Below are 24,860 nucleotides of genomic sequence, written 5' to 3'. Positions count from 1 at the left end.
ACTGCGCATGAAACTCTGTTCATGGGACTTGAGTATTGGCGTATTTCTATCCTATGGTTACTGCAAGCGCCGCTGGCGCGGCCGCACAGGCCACGTCATCAGCGCCTCCCGCTTTATGCGTAGTAAACAGGGAATAATGGCGGCAGCTTATGTCGGCACTTGAAAGTTTGTCCTGGGAAGTTGCCTATCCTCCGGCGCTCGACTTCGGTCAGCAACTCACCCGTGAGCAATTGCTCACTTCCATGCAAATGACCATGTCTCGCCACGAAGGTGGCCCTGTCTGGTTGTTTGCCTATGGCTCGTTGATCTGGCGCCCGGAATGCAATTCGGTGGAGCGCCAACGGGCGCGAGTGCATGGTTATCACCGTGGGTTGTACCTGTGGTCGCATGAGCACCGCGGTACGCCGGAAACGCCAGGCCTGGTGTTCGGCCTTGATCGCGGCGGCTCCTGCAGCGGTTTTGCCTACCGACTTGAAGACAGCAACCTCGATGATTCGCTGATGGCCCTGTGGCAGCGGGAAATGCCTTATCCGGCGTATCGGCCGCACTGGCTTAGCTGCCGACTGGATGATGGCAGCAAGGTACAGGCCTTGGGCTTCGTACTGGAGCGGCACTTGCCGTGTTATGCAGGCAACTTGCCCGATACGTTGCTTAGCCAGATTCTGGCCAGTGCCAAGGGGCGCTACGGCACCACGCGGGATTATGTCGAGCAGACACTGAATGCGCTGCGCAGCCATCAGATGCCGGATCGCAACCTCGAGGCACGGTTCCGGCGCTGCCATAACCTGCACGGCCCTCTTCGCGGCGGTTCGACGCCTCGATAAACCCGTTCCCACAGGCACTGCGCAATCTTTCTATATTACGCGGTCTCTGTGGCAGCGGGTTCACCCGCGAAGAGGCCAGACCTACACTTACTGGGCCAATACCACCAACTTACCCACAGCCCGCCGTTGCCCAAGTTCTTCAATGGCCGCCCCGGCTTCAGCCAGTGGATAAGTCTTCGACACCAACGGTTTCAACTTGCCCTCGGCATGCCAGGCAAACAGCTGCCGGAAGTTCGCCGCATTGTCCTCGGGCTGGCGCTGGGCAAAGGCCCCCCAGAACACCCCAAGCACCGCGGCCCCCTTGAGCAGCACCAGGTTTGCCGCCATCTGCGGAATCGTCCCGCTGGCAAACCCCACCACCAGCAGTCGGCCCTGCCACGCCAGTCCGCGCACGGCCTGGTCGAACAGCTCACCGCCTACCGGATCGTAGATCACATCCACGCCCTGGCCGCCGGTCAGGCGTTTGATCTCTTCCTTGAGGCTGGCCTGGCTGTAGTCGATCGTTTCGTCAGCCCCTGCGGCCTTGGCAACGGCAAGTTTCTCGGCGCTGCTGGCTGCGGCGATCACTCTTGCGCCCATGGCTTTGCCAATTTCTACCGCTGCCAAGCCAACACCACCGGAGGCACCGAGCACCAGCAGGGTTTCGCCGGGCTGCAGCTGGCCGCGCTGCTTCAATGCATGCATCGAGGTGCCATAGGTCATGCCGAACGCGGCGGCGGTGGCAAAATCCATGCGCTCGGGAATTGGCATCACGTTGTAGAACGGCACTGCCACCTGCTCGGCAAATGCTCCCCAGCCGGTCAGGGCCATCACCCGGTCGCCGACTTTGAAGGCCCCAGCCCGTTCGCCGACCGCTGCGATCACCCCAGCGGCTTCGCCACCCGGTGAAAAAGGCAGGGGTGGCTGGAACTGGTATTTGCCTTCGATGATCAGCGTGTCGGGGAAATTGACCCCGGCGGCCTGCACATCGAGCAGGATCTCGTTCTTCTTCGGTACCGGACTGGCCACGTCCTCCAGCACCAGGTCACGAGCTGGGCCCAGGGTTTTGCACAACACAGCTTTCATCGGGCTATTCCTTTGCGTGTAGTGGCCGATAAGTGTAGGAGGGTCGTCTGCCGGGTCAACGAGCATGGCCCGCCCTGATGTGCTGGCATAAGCCTGGGCTTGGGTTTGAACGGCATGCTGGGTAAGCTGGCGCCAATTGTTTTGAGGAGCGAATTCGTGAAAGCGTGGATCTTGATGGTACTGGCGCTGATGCTGCCAGCGGCGGCCATGGCCGAGGAAGCCAAGGAAGGGGAGCCGAAGGTTTCCTATATCACCCTGAGCCCGCCCTTCGTCGGCAACTACGCCCTCGATGGCAGCCCCAAGCTGCGTGTGTACAAGGCCGATGTGGCCCTGCGCGTAACGGGCGACGCCGCAGCGGCTGCGGTCAAGCACCAGGAGCCGCTGATCCGCAACCAGCTGGTGGCACTGTTCACCCAGCAGACGGTGGACAGCATGAGCAACGTCGACGCCAAGGAGAAGCTGCGCCAGGAAGCGTTGAAGCAGGTGCAGCAGGTGATGGAGTCGGAAGAGGGCAAGCCGATTGTCGAGGATCTGCTGTTCAATAACCTGATTGTTCAATAACGCAACATGCTCAAGTTGAAGCCTGCAGGAGCGGCCTTGTGTCGCGAATGGGCTGCCTAGCAGCCCCGGCATTCTAAGCGGCGAAGCTGAAATCCTGGGGCTGCTGCGCAGCCCTTTCGCGACACAAGGCCGCTCCTGCAGTTGGTCGCGATTGCTCGTGCTCAGCGCGCCAGCGCAATGATCGCCGCCCACTGCTCTTCAGTTACCGGCATCACCGACAACCGAGTGCCTTTCTGCACTAGCGGCAACTCTGCCAGCGCACTCTGCTGCTTCAGCAAACCCAGCCCCAGCACCTGACGGAAAGTTTTCACGTGGGCCACATCTACCGCGCTCCACGGGTTCTTCTCGGCATTGGCCCTGGCGTCGAAGTAGTGGCTTTGCGGGTCCAGTGCCGTCGGGTCCGGGTAGGCCGCCGTGGTGATACGGGCGATACCGGCAATGCCCGGCTGCGGGCAGCTGGAGTGGTAGAAGAAAAACTCGTCGCCTACGCTCATGGCCCGTATGAAATTGCGCGCCTGGTAGTTGCGTACGCCATCCCAGCGCGCCTCGCCCAGCCGGCCAAGGTCTTCGATCGAGAGCTCCTCGGGCTCGGATTTCATCAGCCAATAGGCCATGGATACTGCTCCTGAAAAGGTTTGAAATAACCTGTTGCACGAAACCGACAGCCGGTTGGCGTCAACGTTTGCGTTGACGACTCAGGTTGTCGGAAAATGCGCCGATTTTAAAGCTAGACGCTCCGGCGGCACCTAGAAGGTCGCCGAGCCTGAACGTATGCCTAGGGGGGCATTCTTCGATGAACCAACGCAAACCGGATCTACTGTGGATCCTGGTCTTCATCTTTGGCCTGGGTGTGGTCACCACCGGTTATGCCCAGGGTATCTGGGAGCGCAAGCTGGATACCGCCTATCAGACACCGGTCGACGCCACCCTGCAGAAACGCTGAACTACCCGCTAACGCCGCTCAGGTCGGCGCCAGGTACCAGCTGCGGTCGCTGACCGTCCCTTGCAGCGGTACGTCCCAACTGGCTTGCGCCAGTCGCTCGACCTTCTGGCACTCATGCGCCAGCCCCAGCAGCAATGGTTTCTTCCAGGTCTTGCGACGTGCCTGGTAGGCCAGGCTGCGGTCATAGAACCCCCCGCCCATGCCCAGTCTCCCGCCGACCTCATCGAAGCCGACCAGTGGCAACAGGATCAGATCCAGCGACCAGATCGGGCGCTGGCGCCGACGGTCGGTCAATGGCTCAGGAATACGGAAGCGGTTGCGCTTGAGTTTTTCGCCCTGCTCGAAACGCTGGAACACCATGCGCGTTCGCGGCCAGGCATGCAGTACCGGCAGGTAAGTGCGCTTGCCGCGGCGCTGAGCCTCGCGCAGCAGCAGGCGCGGGTCGATTTCACCGTCGTTGGGCAGGTACAGGGCGATATGCCGGGCGCGGCGAAACAAGGGGTGCTGCGCCAATTGGCGGTACAGGCCGCGTGAGGCCTGGTGCTGCTGTGCGGGTGTCAGGGCGCGGCGGGCATTGCGAAGCAGGCGACGAAGCTGGGGGCGGGAAAGCGACGCAGTTTCGGTCATGGCACTGGTTATCCCAGGTGTCGGATTGCCCAGCTGAGCGCTCGGCAGGAGGAATCAGGCTCCCCGATAAGACCGCTATCGGTGTAGCCCTTGAACCCGAAAGTTCAAGGTGGAGATTGCAGGGGGCGTTAAGGCTTTCCGTCGGGCGGACATGCACACCTGCCCCAGCGTGCAACCCCCGTGGTTGTGCGTATCGGCTCAGGGACATAACCGACTGGCGCATCCCCCAGGGAGTGGCGCCAGTATACCAATCTCAGCCGTTTTTGGTACCCGCATCGTCGGACAACGCCTGATCGACCCTTTCCAGCAGGTCCCGCACCTGTTCACGGCTGGTGCCACTCACTGGGGCATCGGCGCGATCCTCCTGGCGGTGCAGCATCTCGTGAGTGATATTCAACGCCGCCATGACCGCAATGCGGTCTGCACCGATCACCTTGCCGCTGCTGCGGATCTCGCGCATCTTGCCGTCCAGGTAGCGCGCGGCGCTGACCAGGTTGTTGCGCTCTTCCGGCGGGCAGATGATCGAATACTCCTTGTCGAGGATCTGCACGGTGACGCTATTGCTTGAACTCATGAGTCTTGCTCCAGGGCCTTCAGGCGTAAAATCATCGACTCGACCTTGCGCTTGGCGATCTCGTTCTTTTCGATGAGGTGGGCGCGCTCTTCGCGCCAGGATTTTTCCTGAGCTACTAGGAGTGCATTTTGCCGTTTTAGTTGCTCGATGCGTTCAATCAGCAACTCGAATCGGCTCATCAGCGCTTGCAGGTCGTTCTCTTGCGTGGGTTGCACTCGATTCGCTCCGTCGTTGAATCACCCTGCGAGGATGCCTCTCCCGGCGCAGCGGCGGCCAGTGCCGATGGTCTTGGCGCGCCTGCCGGTGCTAGGATACAAGGTCTTCATTCTAGTCAAATGCGCCGTCTGGCGCCTAGCCGACCATGCCTAATACTCAATCGCCTTACGTTGCCTTCGCCATGCTCCTTTCCAGCAATGGCCACCCTGTAACCCCTGCCGAACTGCACGGCCTGTTGATCGGCCGCAGTTGTGCCGGCGCAGGCTTCGATGCCGAGGCCTGGCTGGCTGATGCCGCCCAACTGCTGGAAACCGAACCCGGTGACGCCGTGCGCAATGCCCTGATCGGCCTGCAGGAGATGGTCAAGGGCGAGCTGAGCAGCGAAGACATGGCCATTGTCCTGCTGCTGCCGAGCGACGATGCGGCACTTGCCGACCGCGCAGAAGCGCTGGGCCTGTGGTGCCAGGGTTTCATCACCGGCTTCGGCCTGAACGCCGGGGGGCAGGACCTGTCTACCGAAGCCAAGGAAGTGCTGCAGGACCTGGTGGCCATTTCGCAGGTCCAGGAAGCCCTCGAGGAATCCGAAGACGGCGAAAGCGACTACATGGAAGTCATGGAATACCTGCGCGTCGCACCGCTGCTGCTGTACACGGAGCTGGCCGCGCCTGCCGCACCCGCACCAAAACCTTCGCTGCACTGATCAACCGGGGGTAGTTCTGCCCATGAGCCACATACCCAAGGCCGAGTATGCCCGTCGGCGCAAGGCGCTGATGGCGCAGATGGTCCCCAACAGCATCGCCATTCTGCCCGCCGCCGCAGTCGCCATCCGCAACCGCGACGTCGAGCACGTGTACCGCCAGGACAGCGATTTCCAGTACCTCAGCGGCTTCCCCGAGCCTGAGGCGGTGATTGCACTGATCCCTGGCCGCGAGCATGGCGAGTACGTGCTGTTCTGCCGCGAGCGCAACCCGGAGCGTGAGCAGTGGGACGGGCTGCGTGCCGGCCAGGAAGGCGCAATCCGTGACTTTGGCGCGGACGATGCCTTCCCGATCACCGATATCGACGAGATCCTGCCGGGCCTGATCGAAGGCCGCGAGCGGGTCTATAGCGCCATGGGCAGCAACGCTGAGTTCGACCGCCGGTTGATGGACTGGATCAACGTGATCCGTTCCAAGGCACGCCTCGGCGCCCAGCCGCCAAACGAATTCGTTGCGCTGGATCATCTGCTGCACGATATGCGCCTGTATAAATCGGCTGCGGAAGTGAAGGTGATGCGTGCCGCCGCGGAGATCTCTGTGCGCGCCCATGTGCGCGCCATGCAGGCCTGCCGGGCCGGGTTGCACGAGTACAGCCTGGAAGCCGAGCTGGACTACGAATTCCGCAAGGGTGGGGCGAAAATGCCGGCTTACGGCTCGATCGTCGCCGCCGGGCGCAATGGCTGCATCCTGCACTATCAGCAGAATGATGCGCCGCTCAAGGATGGCGACCTGGTGCTGATCGATGCTGGTTGCGAGATCGATTGCTATGCCAGCGACATCACCCGGACCTTTCCGGTCAGCGGGCGTTTTTCGCCGGAGCAGAAGGCGATCTATGAGCTGGTGCTCAAGGCACAGGCTGCCGCCTTTGCCGAGATCGCCCCGGGCAAGCACTGGAACCACGCCCATGAGGCGACCGTGCGGGTGATCACGGAGGGCCTGGTGGAGCTCGGTTTGCTCAAGGGTGAGGTGCAGGCGCTGATCGACAGCGAGGCTTACCGGGCTTTCTACATGCACCGCGCCGGGCACTGGCTGGGCATGGACGTGCACGATGTCGGCGAATACAAGGTCGGTGGCGAATGGCGCGTGCTGGAGCCCGGCATGGCCCTGACTGTCGAGCCAGGCATTTACATCGCCGCCGACAACCAGGAGGTCGCGAAGAAATGGCGCGGCATCGGTATCAGGATCGAGGACGACGTGGTAGTGACCAAGCAAGGTTGTGAAATTCTGACCTCGGGTGTGCCCCGCACGGTTGCCGAGATCGAGGCGCTGATGCAGGCTGCGCGCAAGGACGCGGCATGAGTCGGGTCAACCTGGCGATCATTGGTGGCGGGCTGGTGGGCGCAAGCCTGGCTTTGGCCCTGCAGGCAGGCGCCAAGGCGCGCGGCTGGAAGATCCTGCTGATCGAGCCGTTCGCCCCCGGCGACAGCTTCCAGCCCAGCTACGATGCGCGCTCTTCGGCATTGTCTTTCGGAACTCGGCAGATCTACCAGCACCTCGGCCTCTGGCAAACCATCAGCCCGCGCGCCGAGCCGATCCGGCAGATCCAGGTTTCCGACCGTGGCCGTTTCGGCGCCACCCGCCTGGACGCCATGGAAGAAGGCGTGCCGGCCCTGGGATACGTGGTGGAGAACGCCTGGCTCGGGCAGTGCCTGTGGCAAGGGCTGGACAGCGAGGTGGTGAGCTGGCGCTGCCCGGCCGAAGTGAAGGCGATGCAAGCCATCGAGGGTGGCTACCGCCTGCTGCTGGACGACGACACCAGCCTGGAATGTGACCTGGCGGTGCTGGCTGACGGTGGCCGCTCCGGCCTGCGTGAGCAGTTGGGAATCCACGTGCGCCGTACGCCCTATGAGCAAAGCGCCCTGATCGCCAACATCACACCCGGCGAGGCCCACTGCGGCCAAGCCTTTGAGCGTTTCACCGAGCAAGGTCCTATGGCCTTGCTGCCACTGCCGGAAAACCGCTGCGCGCTGGTCTGGACGCGCCAGGGGATGGATGCCAAGCGTCTGGCCGAGATCGACGAGCGCAGTTTCCTGCGCGAGTTGCAGGGTGCCTTCGGTTATCGGCTCGGCGGCTTGCGCCAGGTCGGTGCCAGGCATCTCTACCCGCTGGCGCTGATCGAAGCCCAGGAGCAGGTCCGTCCACACCTGGTGGTGCTGGGCAACGCCGCGCACAGCCTGCACCCGATTGCCGGCCAGGGTTTCAACCTGTCGCTGCGTGATGTGCAGGCGCTGGCCGACGCGCTGCTGCTCGGCCCACAGCATCCGGGCGACCTCGCCACTCTGCAGGCCTATCACCAGCGCCAGCGTCTCGACCAGGCCCTGACCATCGGCTTCTCCGACCAGGTCACCCGCCTGTTCGGCAGCAACCAGCCACTGCTGGCGGCCGGGCGCAATATCGGCCTGCTCGGGCTTGACCTGTTGCCACCGGCAAAAAGCTGGTTCGCTCGCCAGGCCATGGGCCTCGGTACCCGCCCCGATCCGCGGGGCCAGGCATGAGCAACCCGCGCAGGCTGGCGCGCCGGGCGCGCATGTTGCGCTGGCTGCTGAATTTCTACCCGCCGTACCTCGGCGCAGGCATCCACATCCAGCACATCAGCCCGGACATGCGCAGCGTCAAGGTACGCATGAAGCTGACCCGCTGGAATCGCAACTACGTCGGCACCCAGTTCGGCGGCAGCCTGTATTCGATGGTCGACCCGTTCTACATGTTGCTGCTGATCGAGCAGTTGGGCCGCGAATACATTGTCTGGGACAAGGCTGCCAGCATCGATTTCGTTGCGCCGGGCAAGGGCACGGTGTACGCCGAATTCCACGTCGATGACGCGCTGCTGGACGACATTCGCCAGCAGACTGCCACCGGCAAGAAGTACCTGCCGCGTGTGCAGGTCGATATCCGTGACGAAGCCGGCGAGCTGGTGGCACGGGTCGATAAAACCCTATACGTGCGGCTCAAGCCGCAAGCGAGGCAGGCGTAAGGCATGGAAATGCGCGCAGATCTGTTGATTGTCGGTGCCGGTATGGTCGGCAGCGCCCTGGCCCTGGCGCTTCGCCACAGCGGCCTGGAAATTCTCCTGCTCGACGGCGGCTCGCTGTCGGTCAAACCGTTCGACGCCGATGCACCGTTCGAGCCGCGGGTCAGTGCACTGTCGGCGGCCAGCCAGCGCATCCTCGAACGCCTGGGGGCCTGGGACGGCATCGCCGGGCGGCGCGTGTCGCCGTATTCCGACATGCATGTGTGGGACGGCAGCGGTACCGGTCAGATACATTTCTCGGCAGCCAGTGTGCACGCCCAGGTCCTCGGCCATATCGTCGAGAACCGGGTGGTGCAGGACGGTCTGCTGGAGCGCCTGCACGATAGCGATATCGGCCTGTTGCCCAATGCCCGCCTGGAGCAGCTGCGCCGCTCCGGTGACGAATGGCTGCTGACCCTGGCCGATGGCCGTCAGTTGCGTACGCCGCTGGTGGTGGCCGCCGACGGCGCCAACTCGGCGGTGCGCCGCCTGGCTGGCTGCGAGACGCGAGAGTGGGATTACCTGCACCACGCGATCGTCACCAGCGTGCGCTGCAGCGCCGCGCACCAGGCTACCGCCTGGCAGCGCTTCACCGACGAGGGGCCGCTGGCCTTCTTGCCGCTGTCGCGTGACGGCAAGCAGGATTGGTGCTCGATTGTCTGGTCGACGACTCCAGAGCAGGCCGAGCAGATCATGGCTCTGGATGAACCGGCCTTCCTCAAGGCGTTGGAGCGGGCCTTCGAGGGGCGACTGGATGAGGTGCTGGAGGCCGACCCGCGCGTCTGCGTGCCGTTGCGCCAGCGTCACGCCAAGCGCTACGTGGACGAAGGGCTGGTGTTGATTGGCGATGCCGCACACACCATTCACCCGTTGGCCGGGCAAGGCGTCAACCTGGGCTTTCTCGATGCTGCGGTGCTGGCCGAGGTGCTGGAGCATGCCAGCGAGCGCGGCGAGCGGTTGGCGGATGTGAAAGTGCTCAGCCGTTATGAGCGCCGGCGGATGCCGCACAACCTTGCGTTGATGGCGGCAATGGAAGGTTTCGAGCGGTTGTTCCAGGCCAATCCGTTGCCGTTGCGCTGGTTGCGTAACAGCGGGTTGAAGCTGGTGGAGCAGATGCCGGAGGCCAAGGCGCTGTTCGTGCGCCAGGCGTTGGGGCTGACCGGGGACCTGCCGGAACTGGCCAAGGCCTGAAGTCACCGCTTTTTTGTGGGAGCGGCCTTGTGTCGCGAAAGGGTCGCGTAGCGGCCCCAGATTTCAGCTTCCCAGCAGATATCGCCGGGGCCGCTCTGCGGCCCTTTCGCGACACAAGGCCGCTCCCACAGGGTGCGCTTGCGCTCGTTTTGCAACATCCGGTAACTGCTCTGATGATGAGCTGGAAAATGGGATTCACTACCATTTGCGCCTCTCATACGATCCGAGGAGTGCTTTCCATGTTGCCACGCAAGCCCCTACTGGCCGCCCTGGCCCTGACCCTGTTCGGCGGCACCGCTCAGGCGGCGGACGAAGTGGTGGTGTACTCCTCGCGCATCGACGAGCTGATCAAGCCGGTATTCGACGCCTACACCGCCGAGACGGGGGTCAAGGTCAAGTTCATCACCGACAAGGAAGCCCCGCTGATGCAGCGCATCAAGGCCGAGGGCGAGAACGGTGTGGCCGACTTGCTGCTCACCGTCGATGCCGGCAACCTGTGGCAGGCCGAGCAAATGGGCATCCTGCAGCCGATCAAGTCCGACATCATCGACCAGAACATTCCCCCGCAGTACCGCGCTTCGTCCCATGACTGGACCGGCCTGAGCCTGCGTGCACGGACGATCGTCTACTCCACCGAGCGGGTCAAACCGGCCGAGCTGACCACCTATGAAGCCCTTGCCGACAAGCACTGGGATGGCCGCCTGTGCCTGCGCACTGCGAAGAAGGTGTACAACCAGTCGCTGACTGCCACGCTGATCGAAAACCACGGCGAGGCCAAGACCGAGCAGATCGTCAAAGGCTGGGTCGGCAACCTGGCCACCGATGTGTTCTCCGACGATAACTCGGTGATCCAGGCCATCGAAGCCGGCCAGTGCGATGTGGGCGTGGTCAACACTTACTACTACGGCCGCCTGCATGCCCAGAACCCGAAACTGCCGGTCAAGATCTTCTGGCCCAACCAGGGTGACCGTGGCGTGCACGTCAACCTGTCGGGCATCGGCCTGACCAAACATGCACCGCACCCGGAAGCCGCCAGGAAGCTGGTCGAGTGGATGACCGGCGAGGAAGCGCAGAAGCTGTTCGCCGACATCAACCAGGAGTTCCCGGCCAACCCGAAGGTCAAGCCGTCGGATGAGGTGGCGGCTTGGGGCAGCTTCAAAGCTGACAGCATTCCAGTGGAAGTGGCCGGCAAGCGTCAGGCCGAGGCCATTCGCCTGATGGATCGGGCTGGCTGGAACTAAGCACCCGGCCTTAAGCTTCCGGGGCCTTCACGGGCCTCTTCGCGGGCATGCCCGCTCCCACAGGAATACTCGATCCCTGTGGGAGCGGGCATGCCCGCGAACGACCGCAAAGCGGTCGCAATCAGCCACAGAGACATTCACTTGCCCCATACCGCCCAACGCCGCTGGTACCTCCCGGTCACCCTGACAGCCGCCCTGGTCCTCCTGCCCCTGAGCGTGCTGCTGCTGTCCTGGCAGTCGGTCGACCTGCAGATCTGGTCGCACCTGCTCGACACCCAGATGGGACGCCTGCTGGGCAATACCGTGACCTTGGTGGTCGGCGTTGGTATCGGGGTGACCCTGCTCGGCGTCAGCCTGGCCTGGCTGACCAGCCTCTGCGAGTTCCCCGGCCGGCGCTGGCTCGACTGGGCGCTGATGCTGCCGTTCGCCATCCCGGCCTATGTGTTGGCCTTTGTCTTCGTCGGCCTGCTGGACTTTGCCGGCCCCGTGCAGAGCGCCTTGCGCGAGGTGTTCGGGCCCATACGCCTGCCACGGGTCCGCTCCACCGGTGGGGTGATCGTCGTCCTGGTGCTGGTGTTCTACCCCTACGTCTACCTGTTGGCGCGCTCGGCGTTCCTGGCCCAGGGCAAGGGTTTGATGGAGGCCGCCCGGGTACTTGGCCTGTCGCCCGTGCAGGCCTTCTGGCGGGTGGCTTTGCCAATGGCGCGGCCTGCCATTGGCGCGGGCATCGCCCTGGCGCTGATGGAAACCCTGGCCGATTTCGGTGCAGTGGCGGTGTTCAACTTCGATACCTTCACCACGGCCATCTACAAGACCTGGTACGGCTTCTTCAGCCTGTCCAGCGCGGCCCAGCTGGCCAGTCTGCTTTTGCTCGCGGTAATGCTGGTGCTGTACGGCGAGCGCCGCGCCCGTGGCGCAACCCGCAGCGGCAACGAACGCCCGCGCGGGCATGCGCTCTATCACTTGCGCGGGGCCAAGGCGCTGCTCGCCAGCGGCTGGTGCCTGCTGGTGTTCGCCTGCGCATTCGTCATTCCACTGCTGCAGTTGCTGGTGTGGTGCTGGCAGCGCGGTCGGCATGACCTGGACGAGCGATATGTCGGCCTGGTGCTGCACACGCTGTACCTGGGCGGCATGGCCGCTCTGATTACCGTTTGCGTGGCATTGCTGCTGGCTTTCGCCCGCCGTCAGGCGCCGACGGCCGGCATTCGCGCTGGCGTTGGCCTGGCCAACCTGGGCTATGCCTTGCCTGGCTCGGTACTGGCGGTCTCTATCATGCTGGCGTTCAGTTACCTGGACAATCAGCTGGTCATTCCGCTGTCCACCTGGTTGCGAGGTGCAGGCAAGCCGCTGCTGTTGGGCAGTCTGGCGGCCTTGCTGCTGGCTTACCTGGTGCGCTTCATCGCCGTGGCCCATGGCCCGTTGGAGAGCAGCCTGGAACGTATCCGCCCCTCCTTGCCGGAAGCCTCGCGTAGCCTTGGCGTCGGTGGCGTGCGGTTGTTTTTCAAGGTGTATCTGCCGCTGCTGGTGCCAGGGGTCTTGAGCGCCGCGTTGCTGGTGTTCGTCGATGTGCTCAAGGAAATGCCCGCCACCTTGCTGATGCGCCCGTTCGGCTGGGACACCCTGGCAGTCAGAGTATTCGAGATGACCAGCGAAGGCGAATGGGCGCGTGCCTCGCTGCCGGCGTTGACTTTGGTGCTGGTAGGGCTGTTGCCGGTCATCGGGTTGATCCGCCGTTCAGCGCGTCGTCCGGGTCACAGTCACTAAGGATGCCAGCTTGCGCCCTTGCGGCTACAATGCGCGGCATTCGCGCGGCGGGTCCTACAAGAAGAGCTGACGATCAAACGTCATCGACCGCCGCCGCTTCGCCACGCCCGGAAGGAGAAACCCATGGGACAGCGCACGCTTTTGTACGACTTGCACCTGGCGCTCGGCGCCAAGACGGTCGATTTCGGCGGCTGGGACATGCCGCTGCACTATGGCTCGCAGGTCGAGGAGCACCATCAGGTGCGCAGCGACTGCGGTGTCTTCGATGTATCCCACATGACGGTCATCGACATCGCCGGTGAAGATGCCACTCCCTGGCTGCAGCGTTTGCTGGCCAACGACGTGGCCCGTCTCGACAGCACTGGCAAGGCCCTGTACAGCCCATTGCTCAACGAAGACGGCCGGGTCATCGACGATCTGATCGTTTACCGTACCCAGAGCGGTTACCGCCTGGTCACCAACGCGGCCACCCGGGCCAAGGTCATCGAGTGGTTGCAGCGGCAGAGCGCCGGTTTCAGCGTATCGTTCGACGTTCGCCCCGACCTGGCCATCCTCGCCATCCAGGGGCCGAATGCCCGAGAGAAAGTCGCCGCGCTGCTGAGCCCTGCCCGTGCCGCGTTGATCCGTGAACTGCGCCCGTTCGAAGGTGTTGCCGAAGGCGACTGGTTCATCGCCCGTACCGGCTACACCGGTGAAGACGGCCTGGAGATCATCCTGCCGGGCGATCAGGCCGTCGCCTTCTTCAACGACCTGGTCGGCGCCGGCATTGCGCCGAGCGGCTTGGGCGCGCGCGATACCCTGCGCCTGGAAGCCGGCATGAACCTGTACGGCCAGGACATCGACGAAAGCCACACCCCGTTGACCTCGAACCTCGGCTGGTCCATTGCCTGGGAGCCGGCAGAGCGCAACTTTGTCGGCCGTACCAGCCTGCTGGCGGAAATCGAGCGTGGCGTGCAGGAAAAACTGGTTGGCCTGGTGCTGGAAGAGCGCGGTGTTCTGCGGGCTCACCAGGTGGTTCGTGTAGCCGGGATTGGCGAAGGAGAGATCACCAGTGGTAGTTTCTCTCCTACGCTGAGCAAGTCCATCGCCCTGGCGCGCGTGCCCATGGCCACCGGTGACCGCGCCGAGGTCGAGATCCGCGGCAAATGGTACCCGGTGCGGGTGGTCAAGCCGACCTTCGTGCGCCACGGCAAGATTTTGATCTGAACATTCAACGGCGGGCCGAACCGCTGACCCAAACGAGGAATTCAAGACATGAGCAATATCCCCGCCGATCTGCGTTTCGCCGAAAGCCACGAGTGGGCGCGCCTGGAAGCCGATGGCACTGTCACCGTCGGCATCAGCGACCACGCCCAGCAGGCGCTGGGTGACGTGGTGTTCGTCGAGCTGGCCGAAGTCGGCAAGGTGTTCGCTGCTGGCGACGCTGCTGGCGTGGTCGAATCGGTCAAGGCCGCTTCCGATATCTATGCCCCGGTTGCCGGCGAAGTGATCGCGGTCAACGAGGAGCTGGCCGACAGCCCGGAACTGCTCAACGAAGAACCTTACGCGTCGTGGATCTTCAAGCTCAAGCCAAGCAACCCGGCTGATCTGGACAAGCTGCTGGATGCCGCTGGCTACAAAGCCGCTATCGGCGAGTAAGACCGCGTCGCCTGCTTCGCGGGCGCGCCCGCTCCCACAGGGATAGCGTATGCCTCAGGGCTTCTCGTTAACCTGTGGGAGCGGGCATGCCCGCGAAGAGAGCGGTACAGCCAGAGCAAGATTCCCCGCAGAATCGGCAATCCTTCCTAGACTTATAAGTCTCCATGAGACCTGGTCTAGGAAGAGAGCGTCGACATGTCCCAGTCGCCATCCCTGCATCAACTGCAAGAGCTCAACCCTTTCCTGCGCCGCCATCTGGGGCCCGACGCCTCGGAGCAGCAAGCAATGCTCAGCACCCTTGGCCTCAACAGCCGCAGTGAGCTGATCGAGCAGACCGTGCCGCCTGGCATCCGCTTCAACCGCGCCCTTGACCTGCCACCGGCCCTCGATGAACAGGCTGCGTTGGCCAGGCTCGCCGGCTTCGCCGGGCAGAACCAAGTGTGGACCAGCCTCATCGGCATGGGCTACCACGGCACCGTCACGCCTACGGTAATCCTGCGCAATGTGCTGGAAAACCCCGGCTGGTACACAGCGTACACGCCCTATCAGCCCGAAATCGCCCAAGGCCGCCTGGAGGCGCTGCTCAACTTCCAGCAGATGGTCATCGACCTCACTGGCCTGGCGCTGGCCAACGCGTCATTGCTCGACGAGGCCACGGCAGCTGCCGAAGCCATGGCCCTGGCCAAGCGAGTGGCGCGCAACAAGAGCAACGCGTTCTTTGCCGATGAGCATTGCCATCCACAGACCTTGTCGGTGCTGAAAACCCGCGCCGAAGGGTTTGGTTTCCAATTGATCATCGACGCTGTGGATAACCTGGCCAGGCACCAGGTATTCGGTGCCTTGCTGCAATACCCGGATACCCACGGCGAGGTGCGCGACCTGCGCCCGTTGATCGACCAGTTGCACAGCCAGCAGGCCTTGGCCTGCGTAGCTGCCGACCTGCTCAGCCTGGTGGTGCTGACACCGCCCGGCGAGCTCGGTGCCGATGTGGTGCTGGGGTCGACCCAGCGCTTTGGCGTACCGATGGGCTACGGTGGCCCGCACGCGGCCTACTTCGCCTGCCGGGACGAGTACAAGCGGGCGATGCCCGGGCGCATCATCGGCGTATCCCGCGATGCCCGTGGCAACACTGCACTGCGCATGGCCCTGCAGACGCGTGAGCAGCATATCCGCCGCGAAAAGGCCAACTCCAACATCTGCACCGCTCAGGTGCTGCTGGCCAACATCGCCAGTTTCTACGCGGTGTATCACGGCCCGGAAGGCCTGCAGCGCATTGCCCAGCGGGTGCACCGGTTGACCTTTGTGCTGGCCGCAGGCCTTGAGGCCAAAGGCATCAAGCGCCTCAACCAGCACTTTTTCGACACCCTGACCCTCGATGTCGGTGGCGCCCAGGCAGCGATCATTGAAAGCGCCGAGGCTGCGCGCATCAACCTGCGCATCCTGGGCCGCGGCCATCTGGGTGTGAGCCTGGACGAAACCTGCAACGAAGCCACAGTGCAGCGGCTGCTCGACATCTTCCTGGGCGTCGATCACGGCCTGGATATCGCCGCGCTCGACCAGCAGGCGCTGCCCGAAGGCATCCCCGCTGCGCTGGTGCGACGCACGCCGTTCCTCAGCCACCCGGTGTTCAACCTGCATCACAGCGAAACCGAGATGCTGCGCTACCTCAAGCAGTTGGAAAGCAAGGACCTGGCGCTGAACCAGTCGATGATCCCGCTAGGCTCCTGCACCATGAAGCTCAATGCCACCAGCGAGATGATTCCCATCACCTGGCCAGCCTTCGCCCAGCTGCACCCCTTTGCCCCCGCCGCGCAGGCCATGGGCTACAAGGCGATGATCGATGAGCTGGAAAGCTGGTTGTGCGCGATTACCGGCTTCGACGCCATCTGCATGCAACCCAACTCCGGTGCCCAAGGTGAATACGCCGGGCTCATGGCCATCACCCGTTATCACCGCAGCCGCCATGAGCCTCAGCGCACGCTTTGCCTGATTCCGTCGTCAGCCCACGGCACCAATCCGGCCTCGGCGCAGATGGCTGGCATGGAGGTGGTGATCGTCGATTGTGACGATGCTGGCAACGTCGACCTAGAAGACCTCAAGGCCAAGGCTCATGCCGCCGGGGCCAGGCTGTCGTGCCTGATGATCACCTATCCCTCGACCCATGGTGTGTATGAAGAGGGCATCCGCGAAATCTGCGAAGTGGTTCACCAGCATGGTGGCCAGGTGTACATGGATGGCGCCAACCTCAACGCTCAGGTCGGTCTGGCGCGGCCGGCGGACATTGGCGCCGATGTTTCGCACATGAACCTGCACAAGACGTTCTGCATCCCTCATGGCGGTGGTGGCCCAGGCATGGGGCCGATTGGCATTCGTGCTCATCTGAAGCCGTTCGTCGCCAGCCATCCGGTCGTCCCGGTGCCGGGGCTGGACCCGAACAACACTGCAGTCAGCGCCGCGCCCTGGGGCAGTGCGAGCATCCTGCCGATCAGTTGGATGTATATCGCCATGATGGGCCCACAGCTTGCCGATGCCAGCGAGGTGGCGATCCTCTCGGCCAACTACCTGGCCAGCCAGCTCGGTGGCGCGTTCCCGGTGCTGTATCGCGGGCGCAATCAGCGCGTGGCCCATGAGTGCATCCTCGACCTGCGGCCGCTCAAGGCGCAGACCGGCATCACCGAGGAGGACGTCGCCAAACGCCTGATGGACTATGGCTTCCATGCCCCGACCATGTCGTTCCCGGTGCCGGGAACCTTGATGGTTGAGCCCACGGAAAGCGAGTCGAAGGCCGAGCTGGACCGGTTTGTCGACGCGATGTTGGCGATTCGGGCAGAGATCGCCGAGGTGCAGGAGGGTAACTGGCCGGCAGAGGACAATCCGCTCAAGCATGCGCCACACACCCTGGCCGATGTATTGGCACCCTGGAACCGGCCCTACAGCCTGGAGCAGGCGATTGCGCCCAGTGCCCACGTGCGCTTGCACAAGTACTGGCCAGCGGTGAATCGGGTCGACAATGTGTATGGGGACAGGAATCTGTTCTGTGCTTGCGTGCCGGTGGAGGCTTACCGGTAAGGTAGGATCGGCGTAGGCCTCTTCGCGGGTAAAGACGCTCCCACAGGGACCGCACCGCTCTCAAGTGATGCGCAATACCTGTGGGAGCAGGCTTGCCCGCGAAGCAGGCGGCGCGGTTATTTGGCTACCGCGTTCTTGGCCAGGATGGCGTTGGCCAGATCCATGTCAGAGGCTTCGAGGCCTGGGTTTTCAGCGCGCACCTGCTGCAGCGCCTGTTCCAGGAACGGCCCACGAATTGCGCCCTCGCTGGCGACGAAGCTACCGGCGTCATCCTGCGCCGCGAGTACCAGCTTGTGATCGTGCGAAGTGATATAGCTCGACGCGGTGGTCGCGCCGGAGGTCATTACGTTACGCCAGAAGGTATCGGCCATGGCAGAGCCAACAGGCAGCGAAAGCAGGGCAGCCGCTGCAATGGCGGTTTTGAGACGCATGATGAAACACCTCGAAGGGTGAGGGTTGGAGATGGCCGCTTTGATCCAGTAAAACGGGCGCAAGTTCCTTGAATACATGGGTTTTTTGCTCAAGAGCAGACCCGCAATACCTCCTCGGGGCGGGTCAGCCCACGGGCCGCTTTTGCCTCCCCGCAGCTGCGTAAATCCTGTAACCCGTCGGTTAGAGCCTGGCGCTGCAGTTCTGCCAGGTCGGTGCTGGCGCTTATTCGTGCACGCAGGCTCTCGCTCGGGATCAGCAATTCGAACAAGCCTGTGCGACCACGGTAGCCGGTACCCCGACAGACCTGGCAAGTATCGCTCGATGGGAGGCCCTGGCACGTGTCGCACAACAAACGCACCAGGCGTTGGGCCATGACCCCGCCCAGGGTCGCGCGGATCAGGTAGTCGGCCACGCCCAGCTCCAGCAGGCGGGTAATGGCGCTACAGGTGTCAGTGGTGTGCAGGGTCGAAAGCACCAGATGACCGGTGAGCGCAGCCTGAACTGCCACCAGTGCAGTCTCGCGGTCGCGAATTTCGCCGATCATGATGATGTCCGGGTCCTGGCGCAGCAGGGCGCGCACGCCATCGGCAAAACCCAGGCCCAGGGCAGGCTGCACCTGCAACTGGTTGAACGCCGGCTCCAGTCGTTCGATCGGGTCTTCGATGGTACATAGATTGACCTGTGGCGTAGCCAGTTGCTTGAGGCTGGCGTAGAGCGTGCTGGTTTTGCCGGAGCCGGTAGGCCCGGTGACCAGCAGGATGCCCTGGCGGCGCTGCAGCAGTGTTTGCCACTGGACCAATTGTTCGCCCTCCAGGCCCAACTGGTCGAAGTTTTCCTGCAATTGCCGGGGGTCGAACAAGCGCAGCACCAGCTTTTCACCAAAGGGTGTAGGCAGTGTCGAAAGGCGCAGCTCCACCTCGCTGCCGCCTGGCAGGCTGCTCTTTACCCGGCCATCCTGCGGCCGGCGCTTTTCCGCAACATCCATGCGGCCCAGGTGTTTCAGGCGGCTGACCACGGCGAGCATGACGTTGGCCGGAAAGGTGTAGACCCTGTGCAGCAGCCCGTCGATGCGGTAGCGCAGGTGGCCTTGTTCGCGTCGCGGCTCCAGATGGATATCGCTGGCGCGTTGCTCGATGGCGTACTGCAGCAGCCAGTCGACGATATGCACGATGTGCGCGTCGTCTGCCGTGGCCTCCGCCTGACGCTTGCCGAGTTCAAGCAAGTGTTCCAGCTCGCCCAGGCTGGCGGCTTGCTGGTGCTGCGCACCTTGTACCGAGTGGGCCAGGCGAAACAGCGACTGGCCCAGTTGGCGGATTTGCAGCGGGCTGGCCAGTACGCGGCGGATTGGCTTGCCCAGGCTGCGAGCCAGGTCGGCCTGCCACAGCTGTTGACAGGGCTCGGCGCTGGCCACGGTGATGGCGTTGGCGTCGTTGGCCACGATCAGGATGCCGTGGCGTTGCGCGAAGGCGGGTGAGATCAGGCCATTGACCTGGGCCAGGTCGAGTTGCATGGGGTCGATACGCAGGTAAGGCTGGCCGACCTTTCCCGCCAACCACTGGCAGAGGGTGTCCAGATTCAGCCATTGACCGGGCTGACTGCGGTCTTCCAGGCCCGCGGCCGCGATGGTTTCAAGCGGGTGGTGAGCACTGTAGCGAGACGCCTGTTCGCGGACATGGCAGCAATCGTTGGCGTTCAGGTGCTGGTCGGCTTGCAAGGCATCCAGCAGGCTTTTGAGGTCGAGGGGTTGTTCGTTGGGGAGGAACATAACGGCGTCCGTGCCTTCGGGGGATCCTGATGCAAGGCTAGCCGCGCCAGGCTGGGCGAGGCGCGGCAAAGGTTGTCAGGATTTTGCGCCAGCGCAGGTCAGACCACCGCCAGCTCCAGGCGCGCCAGGTTTTCCAGGCTCACGTCCGCGACGCACACCAGGTTGCGCAGTTTTTGTGCAATCACCTCCGCCCGATGCCAGCTCAGCCCGCCGATAGCGACTTCGATATCGAGCCAGTCATCCTGCTGGCGGACATGCACCCTGTGCGGCGTGAGGAACTGCAAGGCAAACAAGTTGAGCACCCGGCACAGGGTATCCGGCTCGGCTTCGGCCTGCAGGCGATAGCTTACGTTGCTGTGGCTGGCGCTGGCGGCCCAGGCATCGCTGCGGGGCAGTGGGCGTTCGAGTGCGTTCATGCTGGTCTCCGCAAAATATGGGAGAAATTTTTGCACGTCCGGGCCGGTATGTTTTCGCTATGATTCCATCAAAGTGCGGGTGCTGCCGATCATTCAATTCGAATAAGTGTGGTTTGGAGAATTATTCATGCAAGACGAACTGGATGCCTATGACCGACGCATTCTCGAACTCCTGCAAGAGGACGCATCGCTGTCCAGTGCGCAGATCGCCGATCGGGTAGGGCTGTCACAGTCCCCCTGCTGGCGCAGGATTCAACGCTTGAAAGAGGAGGGTGTGATCCGAGGGCAGGTGACCCTGCTGGATCGCAAGAAGGTCGGCCTTAATACGCAGATCTTCGCCGAGGTGAAACTGAACGCCCACGGCCGTTCCAACTTCGCCGAGTTCACCGAGGCGATCCGCGGCTTTCCGGAAGTGCTGGAGTGCTATGTGCTGATGGGGGCCGTGGACTTTTTGCTGCGTATCGTTACTTCGGATATCGAGGCCTATGAACGCTTCTTCTTCGAAAAGCTATCGAACGTGCCGGGTATTCAGGAAGTGAACTCGATCGTGGCGCTGTCGGAGATCAAGTCCACTACCAGCTTGCCACTATCGCGGTGAGGCCTTCGCGGGCTCGCCCGCTCCCACAGGATGTCTACTGCCGCGAGGGCGGCGCAGTACCCGTGGGAGCGGGCAAGCCCGCGAAGAAGCAGATGCGGTATCAGGCCTTGAGCAAGTGCTTCCAGCCCCGGCTCTGATCCACGGCCCGAGCCTGCTCGATCCGTGCTTCCAGCACTTCGTCGCTGATCGGCAGTTCCGCCAGTTCATGCAGTTTTTTCATGTCGCCATACAGGCGGTCCATTTGCGGCGCTTCGAGCACCTGGCGGGCATGGTGCAGCCAGGCCAGCAGCTGTTCGATACGCGGCAGCTGTTCGGCGAGGTCTTCCGGGCGCTGGGTGTACAGCGGCAGCTTCAGCGAGCGGCCTTCTTCGCCCAGCAGGTGCGCCAGCCAGCTGGCCAGCTGCGCCTTGCCCTGGCGCTCGCCACGGCCCTTGCGCTCCACGGTCCAGGCACGGGCCAGCAGCCAGCGCGAGGTTTCCAGGGAGAACTGGCCCCAGCGTACGTCTTCGAGTTCTTCGATGAACTGCTCGGGCGCGGCACGGCGGATGTCTTCGTCGTCGTTCCCGGCCTGCACCAGCGGGCGCCAGTCTTCCAGCAGCGCGTCGAGGCTGGCGCGCAGCTCGCGGGTGGTCGCGCGTGGTGCGGCCTGGCCCAGGCTGGCAACCAATGCACGCAGTTCGGCCAGGCACTGTACCCAGTCCTGCAGCAGGCGCCAGTGGCCATTGTGGCGGTACTGCTCGGCCAGCCGCTGGCTGCTGCCCAGCAGCTGCCAGGCGAGCGCGGTGAACGCGTCGTCCACAGCCATTTCGGCGTCCAGTTCGGTGGAAGGCAGGCCCAGCTCGTAGCTGTCCGGCTCCAGCAGGCGGTAGCCGCGCTCGGCCTTGCTGATGTCGCACGGCATCAGTGGCAGGCTCGCGGCCAGCTCGGTGGCCAGCTCCAGCAGCGCTTCAGGGGCGCCTTCGCGCAGTTCCAGTTCCAGCTCGCTGATCTCTTCCTTGCGCTTGCCGGCAATCACGAAGCCCTGGTCCAGCGCGGCCTCGATCACGACCTTGCTCTTGCCGCGGCCCCAGCTGATCTCGGCGTATTCGCGGGTGAAATCGGTTGTGAACAGCGGCTTTATGGTTTTCTTGTCCAGCTCGGCCAGTTGCTCGGGCCAGCAGGTGGCGTCGAGCTTTTTCAGGTCGAGCTTGACCTTGTCCAGGTGCCATTCGTATTCGTTGCGCTCGGACAGACCGGCGACGCTCTGGCCGCGGCATTTCAGGGTCTGGATGACTTCTTCGCCGTCACGGCGCAGACGCAGGGCGACACGGGCGGCGGAGAGGTCGCGCTCGGGGGTGTCGAAGTACTGGTTGAGCAGCTCGCGAGTCTGCCAGCCGGACTTGTTGCGCTTTTTCAGCAGAGGGTGTTCACGCAGTGCGGCCAGGGTATCGCGGCTGGCGCGGAGCTTGAGTTCGGTTTCTTTGTGCATCACAGGCTCGAAGGAGGGGCGTCGTTGCAGGGCAGTCTACAGGAGTCGGCCGCCAACGGTTTATTCCAGACGGCGGATAGTCCTATGATGGGCAACGCTTCCGAGGAGTATGCGCATGCCGTTGCCGACGCTGAAAGACCAGTTTGCCGCCTTGATCGCCGCGCCCTCGGTCAGTTGCACCCAAGCCACCCTGGACCAGTCCAACCGCCAGGTCATCGACCTGCTGGCCGGTTGGCTGGGTGATCTGGGCTTCCGTTGTGACATCCAGCAGGTCAGCCCTGGCAAGTTCAACCTGTTGGCTAGCCGCGGTAGCGGCCCCGGTGGCCTGGTGCTGGCCGGTCACAGTGACACGGTGCCCTACGATGAACAGCTGTGGTCCAGCGACCCGCTCAAGCTCACTGAGGTTGATGGCCGCTGGGTGGGCCTGGGCAGCTGCGACATGAAAGGCTTTTTCGCCTTGGTCATCGAGGCGGTGATCCCGCTGCTGGAGCACGACTTCAAGCAGCCGCTGCTGATCCTCGCCACCTGTGATGAAGAAAGCTCCATGTCTGGCGCTCGCGCTCTGGCTACCGCTGGCCAGCCACTCGGCCGCGCGGCGGTGATCGGCGAGCCCACGGGCTTGCGGCCGATCCGCATGCACAAGGGCATCCTCATGGACCGCATTGACATTCTCGGGCGCAGCGGCCATTCGTCCGACCCGAGCCTGGGCCATAGCGCGATGGAGGCCATGCATGAGGTGATGGGTGAGTTGATGGGGCTGCGCCGGCAGTGGCAGGCGACCTTCAGCAACCCGCAGTTCACCGTACCCACGCCAACCATGAACTTCGGCTGCATCCATGGCGGTGACAACCCCAACCGCATTTGCGGCCAGTGCGCCCTGGAGTTCGACCTGCGCCCCCTGCCAGGCATGGATGTCGAACAGCTGCGCGCCGCCATCCGTGGCAAGTTGCAGCCGGTGGCCGAGCGTCATGAGGTGCGTATCGACTACGCTCCGCTGTTCCCTGAGGTGCCACCGTTCGAGCAGGCCGCCGATGCCGAACTGGTACAAGTGGCCGAGCGCCTCACCGGCCACCGCGCCGAAGCGGTAGCATTCGGTACCGAAGCGCCTTATCTTCAGCAGCTTGGTTGCCAGACCATCGTACTGGGCCCTGGCGACATTGCCTGCGCCCACCAGCCTGGCGAATACCTTGAAATGTCACGAATCGAGCCTACCGTGCGTCTATTGCGTGACCTGATCCGGCATTATTGCCTGAGCTAAACGTCCACCCTGTTGATTCGTTCTTGCCTAGAGGAGACCGCGCGTGACCGCAAGCCTGTTCCGACGATGATCCTGAACGCCGTGTCATTCACCGTTCTCCGTCCACTTTATCCACAGGCCCTGTCATGCCCGAATACGTCAACTGGCTGCGTCATGCCTCCCCCTACATCAATGCCCATCGCGATTGCACGTTCGTGGTCATGCTTCCCGGCGATGGGGTTGAACACCCGAATTTCGGCAATATCGTCCACGACCTGGTGCTGCTGCACAGCCTGGGTGTGCGCCTGGTGCTGGTGCATGGTTCGCGCCCGCAGATCGAAAGCCGCCTCGCGGATCGGGGCCTGACCCCGCATTACCACCGGGGCATGCGCATTACCGATGCCGCCACCCTGGACTGCGTGATCGACGCTGTCGGCGCCCTGCGCCTGGCCATCGAGGCGCGCCTGTCGATGGACATCGCTGCCTCACCGATGCAGGGTTCACGCCTGCGCGTGGCCTCCGGCAACCTGGTCACGGCGCGGCCGATCGGTGTGCTCGAGGGGGTGGACTACCACCACACCGGCGAAGTGCGCCGGGTCGACCGCAAGGGCATCAGCCGCCTGCTCGACGAGCGCTCCATCGTGCTGCTGTCGCCACTGGGCTATTCGCCGACCGGAGAAATCTTCAACCTGGCCTGTGAAGACGTTGCCACTCGCGCAGCCATCGAACTGGGCGCCGACAAGCTGCTGCTGTTCGGCGCCGAGCCCGGGCTGCTGGACGAAAACGGCAAGTTGGTGCGTGAGCTGCGCCCGCAGCAGATCGCTCCTCACCTGGCGCGCCTGGGCAGCGATTACCAGGGCGAACTGCTGGATGCAGCCGCCGAGGCGTGCAAAGGTGGCGTGGCGCGTAGCCACATTGTCAGTTATGCCGAGGATGGTGCGCTGCTGACCGAGCTGTTCACCCGTGAGGGTGGCGGTACGCTGGTGTCGCAGGAGCAGTTCGAAGTGGTGCGCGAGGCGACCATCGACGATGTCGGTGGCTTGCTGGAGTTGATCAGCCCGCTGGAAGAGCAGGGCATTCTGGTGCGTCGTTCGCGTGAGGTGCTGGAGCGTGAGATCGAACAATTCAGCGTGGTCGAGCGTGAGGGCATGATCATCGCCTGTGCGGCGCTGTATCCGATTGCCGAGTCGCAGGCGGGTGAACTGGCGTGCCTGGCGGTGAACCCGGAGTACCGCCATGGCGGGCGCGGGGATGAGCTGCTTGAGCGCATCGAGGGGCGGGCGCGGCAGATGGGGTTGAATACCCTGTTCGTGCTTACCACGCGCACGGCACACTGGTTCCGTGAACGCGGGTTTGCGCCTAGCGGCGTGGAGCGCCTGCCGGCGGCGCGGGCTTCGCTGTACAACTACCAGCGCAATTCGAAGATTTTCGAGAAATCCCTATAAGCCTGTGCCGCAGCCTCT

At 63.5% G+C, this 24,860-nt stretch carries 25 protein-coding genes and 1 other RNA gene; 16 read left to right on the top strand and 10 right to left on the bottom strand.

Translation table 11 applies throughout. From position 1 onward, the window contains the following. The first annotated feature begins 149 nt into the window (after nucleotides 1–149). Nucleotides 150–824: a gamma-glutamylcyclotransferase gene (locus APH33_RS03970; protein WP_054883901.1), complete on the top strand. Its 675-nt coding sequence runs from the start codon at nucleotides 150–152 to the stop codon at nucleotides 822–824. Between the two features lie 87 nt (nucleotides 825–911). Here APH33_RS03970 and APH33_RS03965 read toward each other — a convergent pair whose 3' ends face one another. Then, on the bottom strand, nucleotides 912–1,889 hold the full coding sequence (locus APH33_RS03965; RefSeq protein ID WP_054883900.1) for an NADPH:quinone oxidoreductase family protein: 978 nt from the start codon (nucleotides 1,887–1,889) through the stop codon (nucleotides 912–914). 156 nt (nucleotides 1,890–2,045) lie between these two features. Here APH33_RS03965 and APH33_RS03960 point away from each other — a divergent pair, with 156 nt between their 5' ends. Beyond that, nucleotides 2,046–2,450 carry a flagellar basal body-associated protein FliL gene (locus APH33_RS03960; protein ID WP_027920870.1) on the top strand — a complete coding sequence of 135 codons (405 nt, stop codon included), beginning with the start codon at nucleotides 2,046–2,048 and terminating at the stop codon, nucleotides 2,448–2,450. 161 nt (nucleotides 2,451–2,611) lie between these two features. On the opposite strand, the gene APH33_RS03955 is transcribed toward APH33_RS03960, so the two are convergent. Then, nucleotides 2,612–3,064, bottom strand: coding sequence for an EVE domain-containing protein (locus tag APH33_RS03955; protein WP_054883899.1), 453 nt, complete (start codon nucleotides 3,062–3,064; stop codon nucleotides 2,612–2,614). 179 nt (nucleotides 3,065–3,243) lie between these two features. Here APH33_RS03955 and APH33_RS27365 point away from each other — a divergent pair, with 179 nt between their 5' ends. Then, on the top strand, nucleotides 3,244–3,393 hold the full coding sequence (locus APH33_RS27365) for a hypothetical protein (RefSeq protein ID WP_176507540.1): 150 nt from the start codon (nucleotides 3,244–3,246) through the stop codon (nucleotides 3,391–3,393). A gap of 18 nt (nucleotides 3,394–3,411) precedes the next feature. On the opposite strand, the gene APH33_RS03950 is transcribed toward APH33_RS27365, so the two are convergent. The 4 genes from APH33_RS03950 to APH33_RS03940 all read right to left on the bottom strand — a co-directional run bounded on the left by APH33_RS03950 (nucleotide 3,412) and on the right by APH33_RS03940 (nucleotide 4,773). Continuing rightward, nucleotides 3,412–4,020: a 5-formyltetrahydrofolate cyclo-ligase gene (locus APH33_RS03950; protein ID WP_054883898.1), complete on the bottom strand. Its 609-nt coding sequence runs from the start codon at nucleotides 4,018–4,020 to the stop codon at nucleotides 3,412–3,414. A 56-nt stretch (nucleotides 4,021–4,076) separates the two neighbouring features. After that, a non-coding RNA gene (ssrS, locus tag APH33_RS26305) (6S RNA) lies at nucleotides 4,077–4,256 on the bottom strand. A gap of 17 nt (nucleotides 4,257–4,273) precedes the next feature. Next, entirely contained in the window at nucleotides 4,274–4,594 is a 321-nt protein-coding gene (locus APH33_RS03945; RefSeq protein WP_054883897.1) for a cell division protein ZapA, read from the bottom strand. Then, the gene (locus tag APH33_RS03940) at nucleotides 4,591–4,773 is read right to left on the bottom strand and encodes a TIGR02449 family protein (RefSeq protein WP_031322377.1); all 183 of its coding nucleotides are present in this window, start codon (nucleotides 4,771–4,773) and stop codon (nucleotides 4,591–4,593) included. The genes APH33_RS03945 and APH33_RS03940 overlap by 4 nt, the downstream gene beginning before the upstream one ends. A 182-nt stretch (nucleotides 4,774–4,955) precedes the next feature. Here APH33_RS03940 and APH33_RS03935 point away from each other — a divergent pair, with 182 nt between their 5' ends. The 10 genes from APH33_RS03935 to gcvP all read left to right on the top strand — a co-directional run bounded on the left by APH33_RS03935 (nucleotide 4,956) and on the right by gcvP (nucleotide 17,481). After that, nucleotides 4,956–5,510 (top strand): YecA family protein, encoded by a 555-nt coding sequence (locus APH33_RS03935; protein WP_054883896.1) that lies wholly within the window; start codon nucleotides 4,956–4,958, stop codon nucleotides 5,508–5,510. 22 nt (nucleotides 5,511–5,532) lie between these two features. Further along, on the top strand, nucleotides 5,533–6,867 hold the full coding sequence (pepP, locus tag APH33_RS03930; protein ID WP_054883895.1) for a Xaa-Pro aminopeptidase: 1,335 nt from the start codon (nucleotides 5,533–5,535) through the stop codon (nucleotides 6,865–6,867). Next, complete coding sequence (ubiH, locus tag APH33_RS03925) at nucleotides 6,864–8,063, top strand: 2-octaprenyl-6-methoxyphenyl hydroxylase (RefSeq protein WP_054883894.1); 1,200 nt, start codon at nucleotides 6,864–6,866, stop codon at nucleotides 8,061–8,063. Before pepP ends, ubiH begins: the two co-directional genes overlap by 4 nt. Further along, nucleotides 8,060–8,542, top strand: a complete 483-nt coding sequence (locus APH33_RS03920; RefSeq protein WP_054883893.1) for a DUF4442 domain-containing protein — start codon at nucleotides 8,060–8,062, stop codon at nucleotides 8,540–8,542. Before ubiH ends, APH33_RS03920 begins: the two co-directional genes overlap by 4 nt. Nucleotides 8,543–8,551: 9 nt before the next feature. Next, complete coding sequence (locus APH33_RS03915; RefSeq protein WP_177332349.1) at nucleotides 8,552–9,769, top strand: 2-octaprenyl-3-methyl-6-methoxy-1,4-benzoquinol hydroxylase; 1,218 nt, start codon at nucleotides 8,552–8,554, stop codon at nucleotides 9,767–9,769. A gap of 239 nt (nucleotides 9,770–10,008) precedes the next feature. Then, entirely contained in the window at nucleotides 10,009–11,010 is a 1,002-nt protein-coding gene (locus APH33_RS03910) for an extracellular solute-binding protein (RefSeq protein ID WP_054883891.1), read from the top strand. Nucleotides 11,011–11,151: 141 nt separating this feature from the next. Continuing rightward, nucleotides 11,152–12,774, top strand: a complete 1,623-nt coding sequence (locus APH33_RS03905) for an iron ABC transporter permease (RefSeq protein WP_054883929.1) — start codon at nucleotides 11,152–11,154, stop codon at nucleotides 12,772–12,774. A 123-nt stretch (nucleotides 12,775–12,897) separates the two neighbouring features. Next, nucleotides 12,898–13,980 carry a glycine cleavage system aminomethyltransferase GcvT gene (gene gcvT, locus APH33_RS03900; protein WP_054883890.1) on the top strand — a complete coding sequence of 361 codons (1,083 nt, stop codon included), beginning with the start codon at nucleotides 12,898–12,900 and terminating at the stop codon, nucleotides 13,978–13,980. A gap of 48 nt (nucleotides 13,981–14,028) precedes the next feature. Then, entirely contained in the window at nucleotides 14,029–14,412 is a 384-nt protein-coding gene (gene gcvH, locus APH33_RS03895; RefSeq protein ID WP_054883889.1) for a glycine cleavage system protein GcvH, read from the top strand. Nucleotides 14,413–14,607: 195 nt separating this feature from the next. Then, nucleotides 14,608–17,481: an aminomethyl-transferring glycine dehydrogenase gene (gcvP, locus tag APH33_RS03890; RefSeq protein WP_054883888.1), complete on the top strand. Its 2,874-nt coding sequence runs from the start codon at nucleotides 14,608–14,610 to the stop codon at nucleotides 17,479–17,481. A 116-nt stretch (nucleotides 17,482–17,597) separates the two neighbouring features. On the opposite strand, the gene APH33_RS03885 is transcribed toward gcvP, so the two are convergent. The 3 genes from APH33_RS03885 to APH33_RS03875 form a co-directional block, all read right to left on the bottom strand. Then, nucleotides 17,598–17,912, bottom strand: a complete 315-nt coding sequence (locus tag APH33_RS03885) for a DUF2388 domain-containing protein (RefSeq protein WP_054883887.1) — start codon at nucleotides 17,910–17,912, stop codon at nucleotides 17,598–17,600. Nucleotides 17,913–18,001: 89 nt separating this feature from the next. Next, on the bottom strand, nucleotides 18,002–19,678 hold the full coding sequence (locus APH33_RS03880) for a GspE/PulE family protein (protein WP_054883886.1): 1,677 nt from the start codon (nucleotides 19,676–19,678) through the stop codon (nucleotides 18,002–18,004). A gap of 98 nt (nucleotides 19,679–19,776) precedes the next feature. Then, on the bottom strand, nucleotides 19,777–20,094 hold the full coding sequence (locus APH33_RS03875) for a hypothetical protein (RefSeq protein WP_054883885.1): 318 nt from the start codon (nucleotides 20,092–20,094) through the stop codon (nucleotides 19,777–19,779). Nucleotides 20,095–20,221: 127 nt separating this feature from the next. Between APH33_RS03875 and APH33_RS03870 the strand changes: the two genes are divergently transcribed. After that, nucleotides 20,222–20,692 (top strand): Lrp/AsnC family transcriptional regulator, encoded by a 471-nt coding sequence (locus APH33_RS03870; RefSeq protein ID WP_054883884.1) that lies wholly within the window; start codon nucleotides 20,222–20,224, stop codon nucleotides 20,690–20,692. A 100-nt stretch (nucleotides 20,693–20,792) separates the two neighbouring features. On the opposite strand, the gene APH33_RS03865 is transcribed toward APH33_RS03870, so the two are convergent. After that, a complete protein-coding gene (locus APH33_RS03865; protein ID WP_054883883.1) occupies nucleotides 20,793–22,160 on the bottom strand; it encodes a CYTH domain-containing protein in 1,368 nt (455 codons plus the stop codon). 115 nt (nucleotides 22,161–22,275) lie between these two features. On the opposite strand from APH33_RS03865, the gene argE reads away from it, so the two are divergent. Both argE and argA read left to right on the top strand, forming a co-directional pair. Further along, on the top strand, nucleotides 22,276–23,418 hold the full coding sequence (argE, locus tag APH33_RS03860; RefSeq protein WP_054883882.1) for an acetylornithine deacetylase: 1,143 nt from the start codon (nucleotides 22,276–22,278) through the stop codon (nucleotides 23,416–23,418). A 125-nt stretch (nucleotides 23,419–23,543) separates the two neighbouring features. After that, a complete protein-coding gene (gene argA / locus APH33_RS03855; RefSeq protein ID WP_054883881.1) occupies nucleotides 23,544–24,842 on the top strand; it encodes an amino-acid N-acetyltransferase in 1,299 nt (432 codons plus the stop codon). Nucleotides 24,843–24,860 lie beyond the last annotated feature (18 nt).

Origin of the sequence: Pseudomonas sp. NBRC 111130 (assembly GCF_001320485.1) — a bacterium.
Classification (GTDB): Bacteria; Pseudomonadota; Gammaproteobacteria; order Pseudomonadales; family Pseudomonadaceae; genus Aquipseudomonas; species Aquipseudomonas vlassakiae.
The sequence above is the reverse complement of the archived record's forward strand: the minus strand, read 5'-3'. Positions and strand labels throughout refer to the sequence as shown.

Bases quoted from the DNA above. Each gene is read 5' to 3' on its own strand.
- APH33_RS03875 (WP_054883885.1), bottom strand. From the start codon at position 20,094: ATGAACGCACTCGAACGCCCACTGCCCCGCAGCGATGCCTGGGCCGCC.
- APH33_RS03970 (WP_054883901.1), top strand. From the start codon at position 150: ATGTCGGCACTTGAAAGTTTGTCCTGGGAAGTTGCCTATCCTCCGGCG.
- APH33_RS03920 (WP_054883893.1), top strand. From the start codon at position 8,060: ATGAGCAACCCGCGCAGGCTGGCGCGCCGGGCGCGCATGTTGCGCTGG.
- APH33_RS03870 (WP_054883884.1), top strand. From the start codon at position 20,222: ATGCAAGACGAACTGGATGCCTATGACCGACGCATTCTCGAACTCCTG.
- APH33_RS03955 (WP_054883899.1), bottom strand. From the start codon at position 3,064: ATGGCCTATTGGCTGATGAAATCCGAGCCCGAGGAGCTCTCGATCGAA.
- gcvP (WP_054883888.1), top strand. From the start codon at position 14,608: ATGTCCCAGTCGCCATCCCTGCATCAACTGCAAGAGCTCAACCCTTTC.
- APH33_RS03910 (WP_054883891.1), top strand. From the start codon at position 10,009: ATGTTGCCACGCAAGCCCCTACTGGCCGCCCTGGCCCTGACCCTGTTC.
- pepP (WP_054883895.1), top strand. From the start codon at position 5,533: ATGAGCCACATACCCAAGGCCGAGTATGCCCGTCGGCGCAAGGCGCTG.
- gcvT (WP_054883890.1), top strand. From the start codon at position 12,898: ATGGGACAGCGCACGCTTTTGTACGACTTGCACCTGGCGCTCGGCGCC.
- ubiH (WP_054883894.1), top strand. From the start codon at position 6,864: ATGAGTCGGGTCAACCTGGCGATCATTGGTGGCGGGCTGGTGGGCGCA.
- APH33_RS03945 (WP_054883897.1), bottom strand. From the start codon at position 4,594: ATGAGTTCAAGCAATAGCGTCACCGTGCAGATCCTCGACAAGGAGTAT.
- APH33_RS03935 (WP_054883896.1), top strand. From the start codon at position 4,956: ATGCCTAATACTCAATCGCCTTACGTTGCCTTCGCCATGCTCCTTTCC.
- APH33_RS27365 (WP_176507540.1), top strand. From the start codon at position 3,244: ATGAACCAACGCAAACCGGATCTACTGTGGATCCTGGTCTTCATCTTT.
- APH33_RS03915 (WP_177332349.1), top strand. From the start codon at position 8,552: ATGCGCGCAGATCTGTTGATTGTCGGTGCCGGTATGGTCGGCAGCGCC.
- APH33_RS03880 (WP_054883886.1), bottom strand. From the start codon at position 19,678: ATGTTCCTCCCCAACGAACAACCCCTCGACCTCAAAAGCCTGCTGGAT.
- argA (WP_054883881.1), top strand. From the start codon at position 23,544: ATGCCCGAATACGTCAACTGGCTGCGTCATGCCTCCCCCTACATCAAT.
- APH33_RS03950 (WP_054883898.1), bottom strand. From the start codon at position 4,020: ATGACCGAAACTGCGTCGCTTTCCCGCCCCCAGCTTCGTCGCCTGCTT.
- APH33_RS03940 (WP_031322377.1), bottom strand. From the start codon at position 4,773: ATGAGCCGATTCGAGTTGCTGATTGAACGCATCGAGCAACTAAAACGG.
- gcvH (WP_054883889.1), top strand. From the start codon at position 14,029: ATGAGCAATATCCCCGCCGATCTGCGTTTCGCCGAAAGCCACGAGTGG.
- argE (WP_054883882.1), top strand. From the start codon at position 22,276: ATGCCGTTGCCGACGCTGAAAGACCAGTTTGCCGCCTTGATCGCCGCG.
- APH33_RS03865 (WP_054883883.1), bottom strand. From the start codon at position 22,160: ATGCACAAAGAAACCGAACTCAAGCTCCGCGCCAGCCGCGATACCCTG.
- APH33_RS03965 (WP_054883900.1), bottom strand. From the start codon at position 1,889: ATGAAAGCTGTGTTGTGCAAAACCCTGGGCCCAGCTCGTGACCTGGTG.
- APH33_RS03885 (WP_054883887.1), bottom strand. From the start codon at position 17,912: ATGCGTCTCAAAACCGCCATTGCAGCGGCTGCCCTGCTTTCGCTGCCT.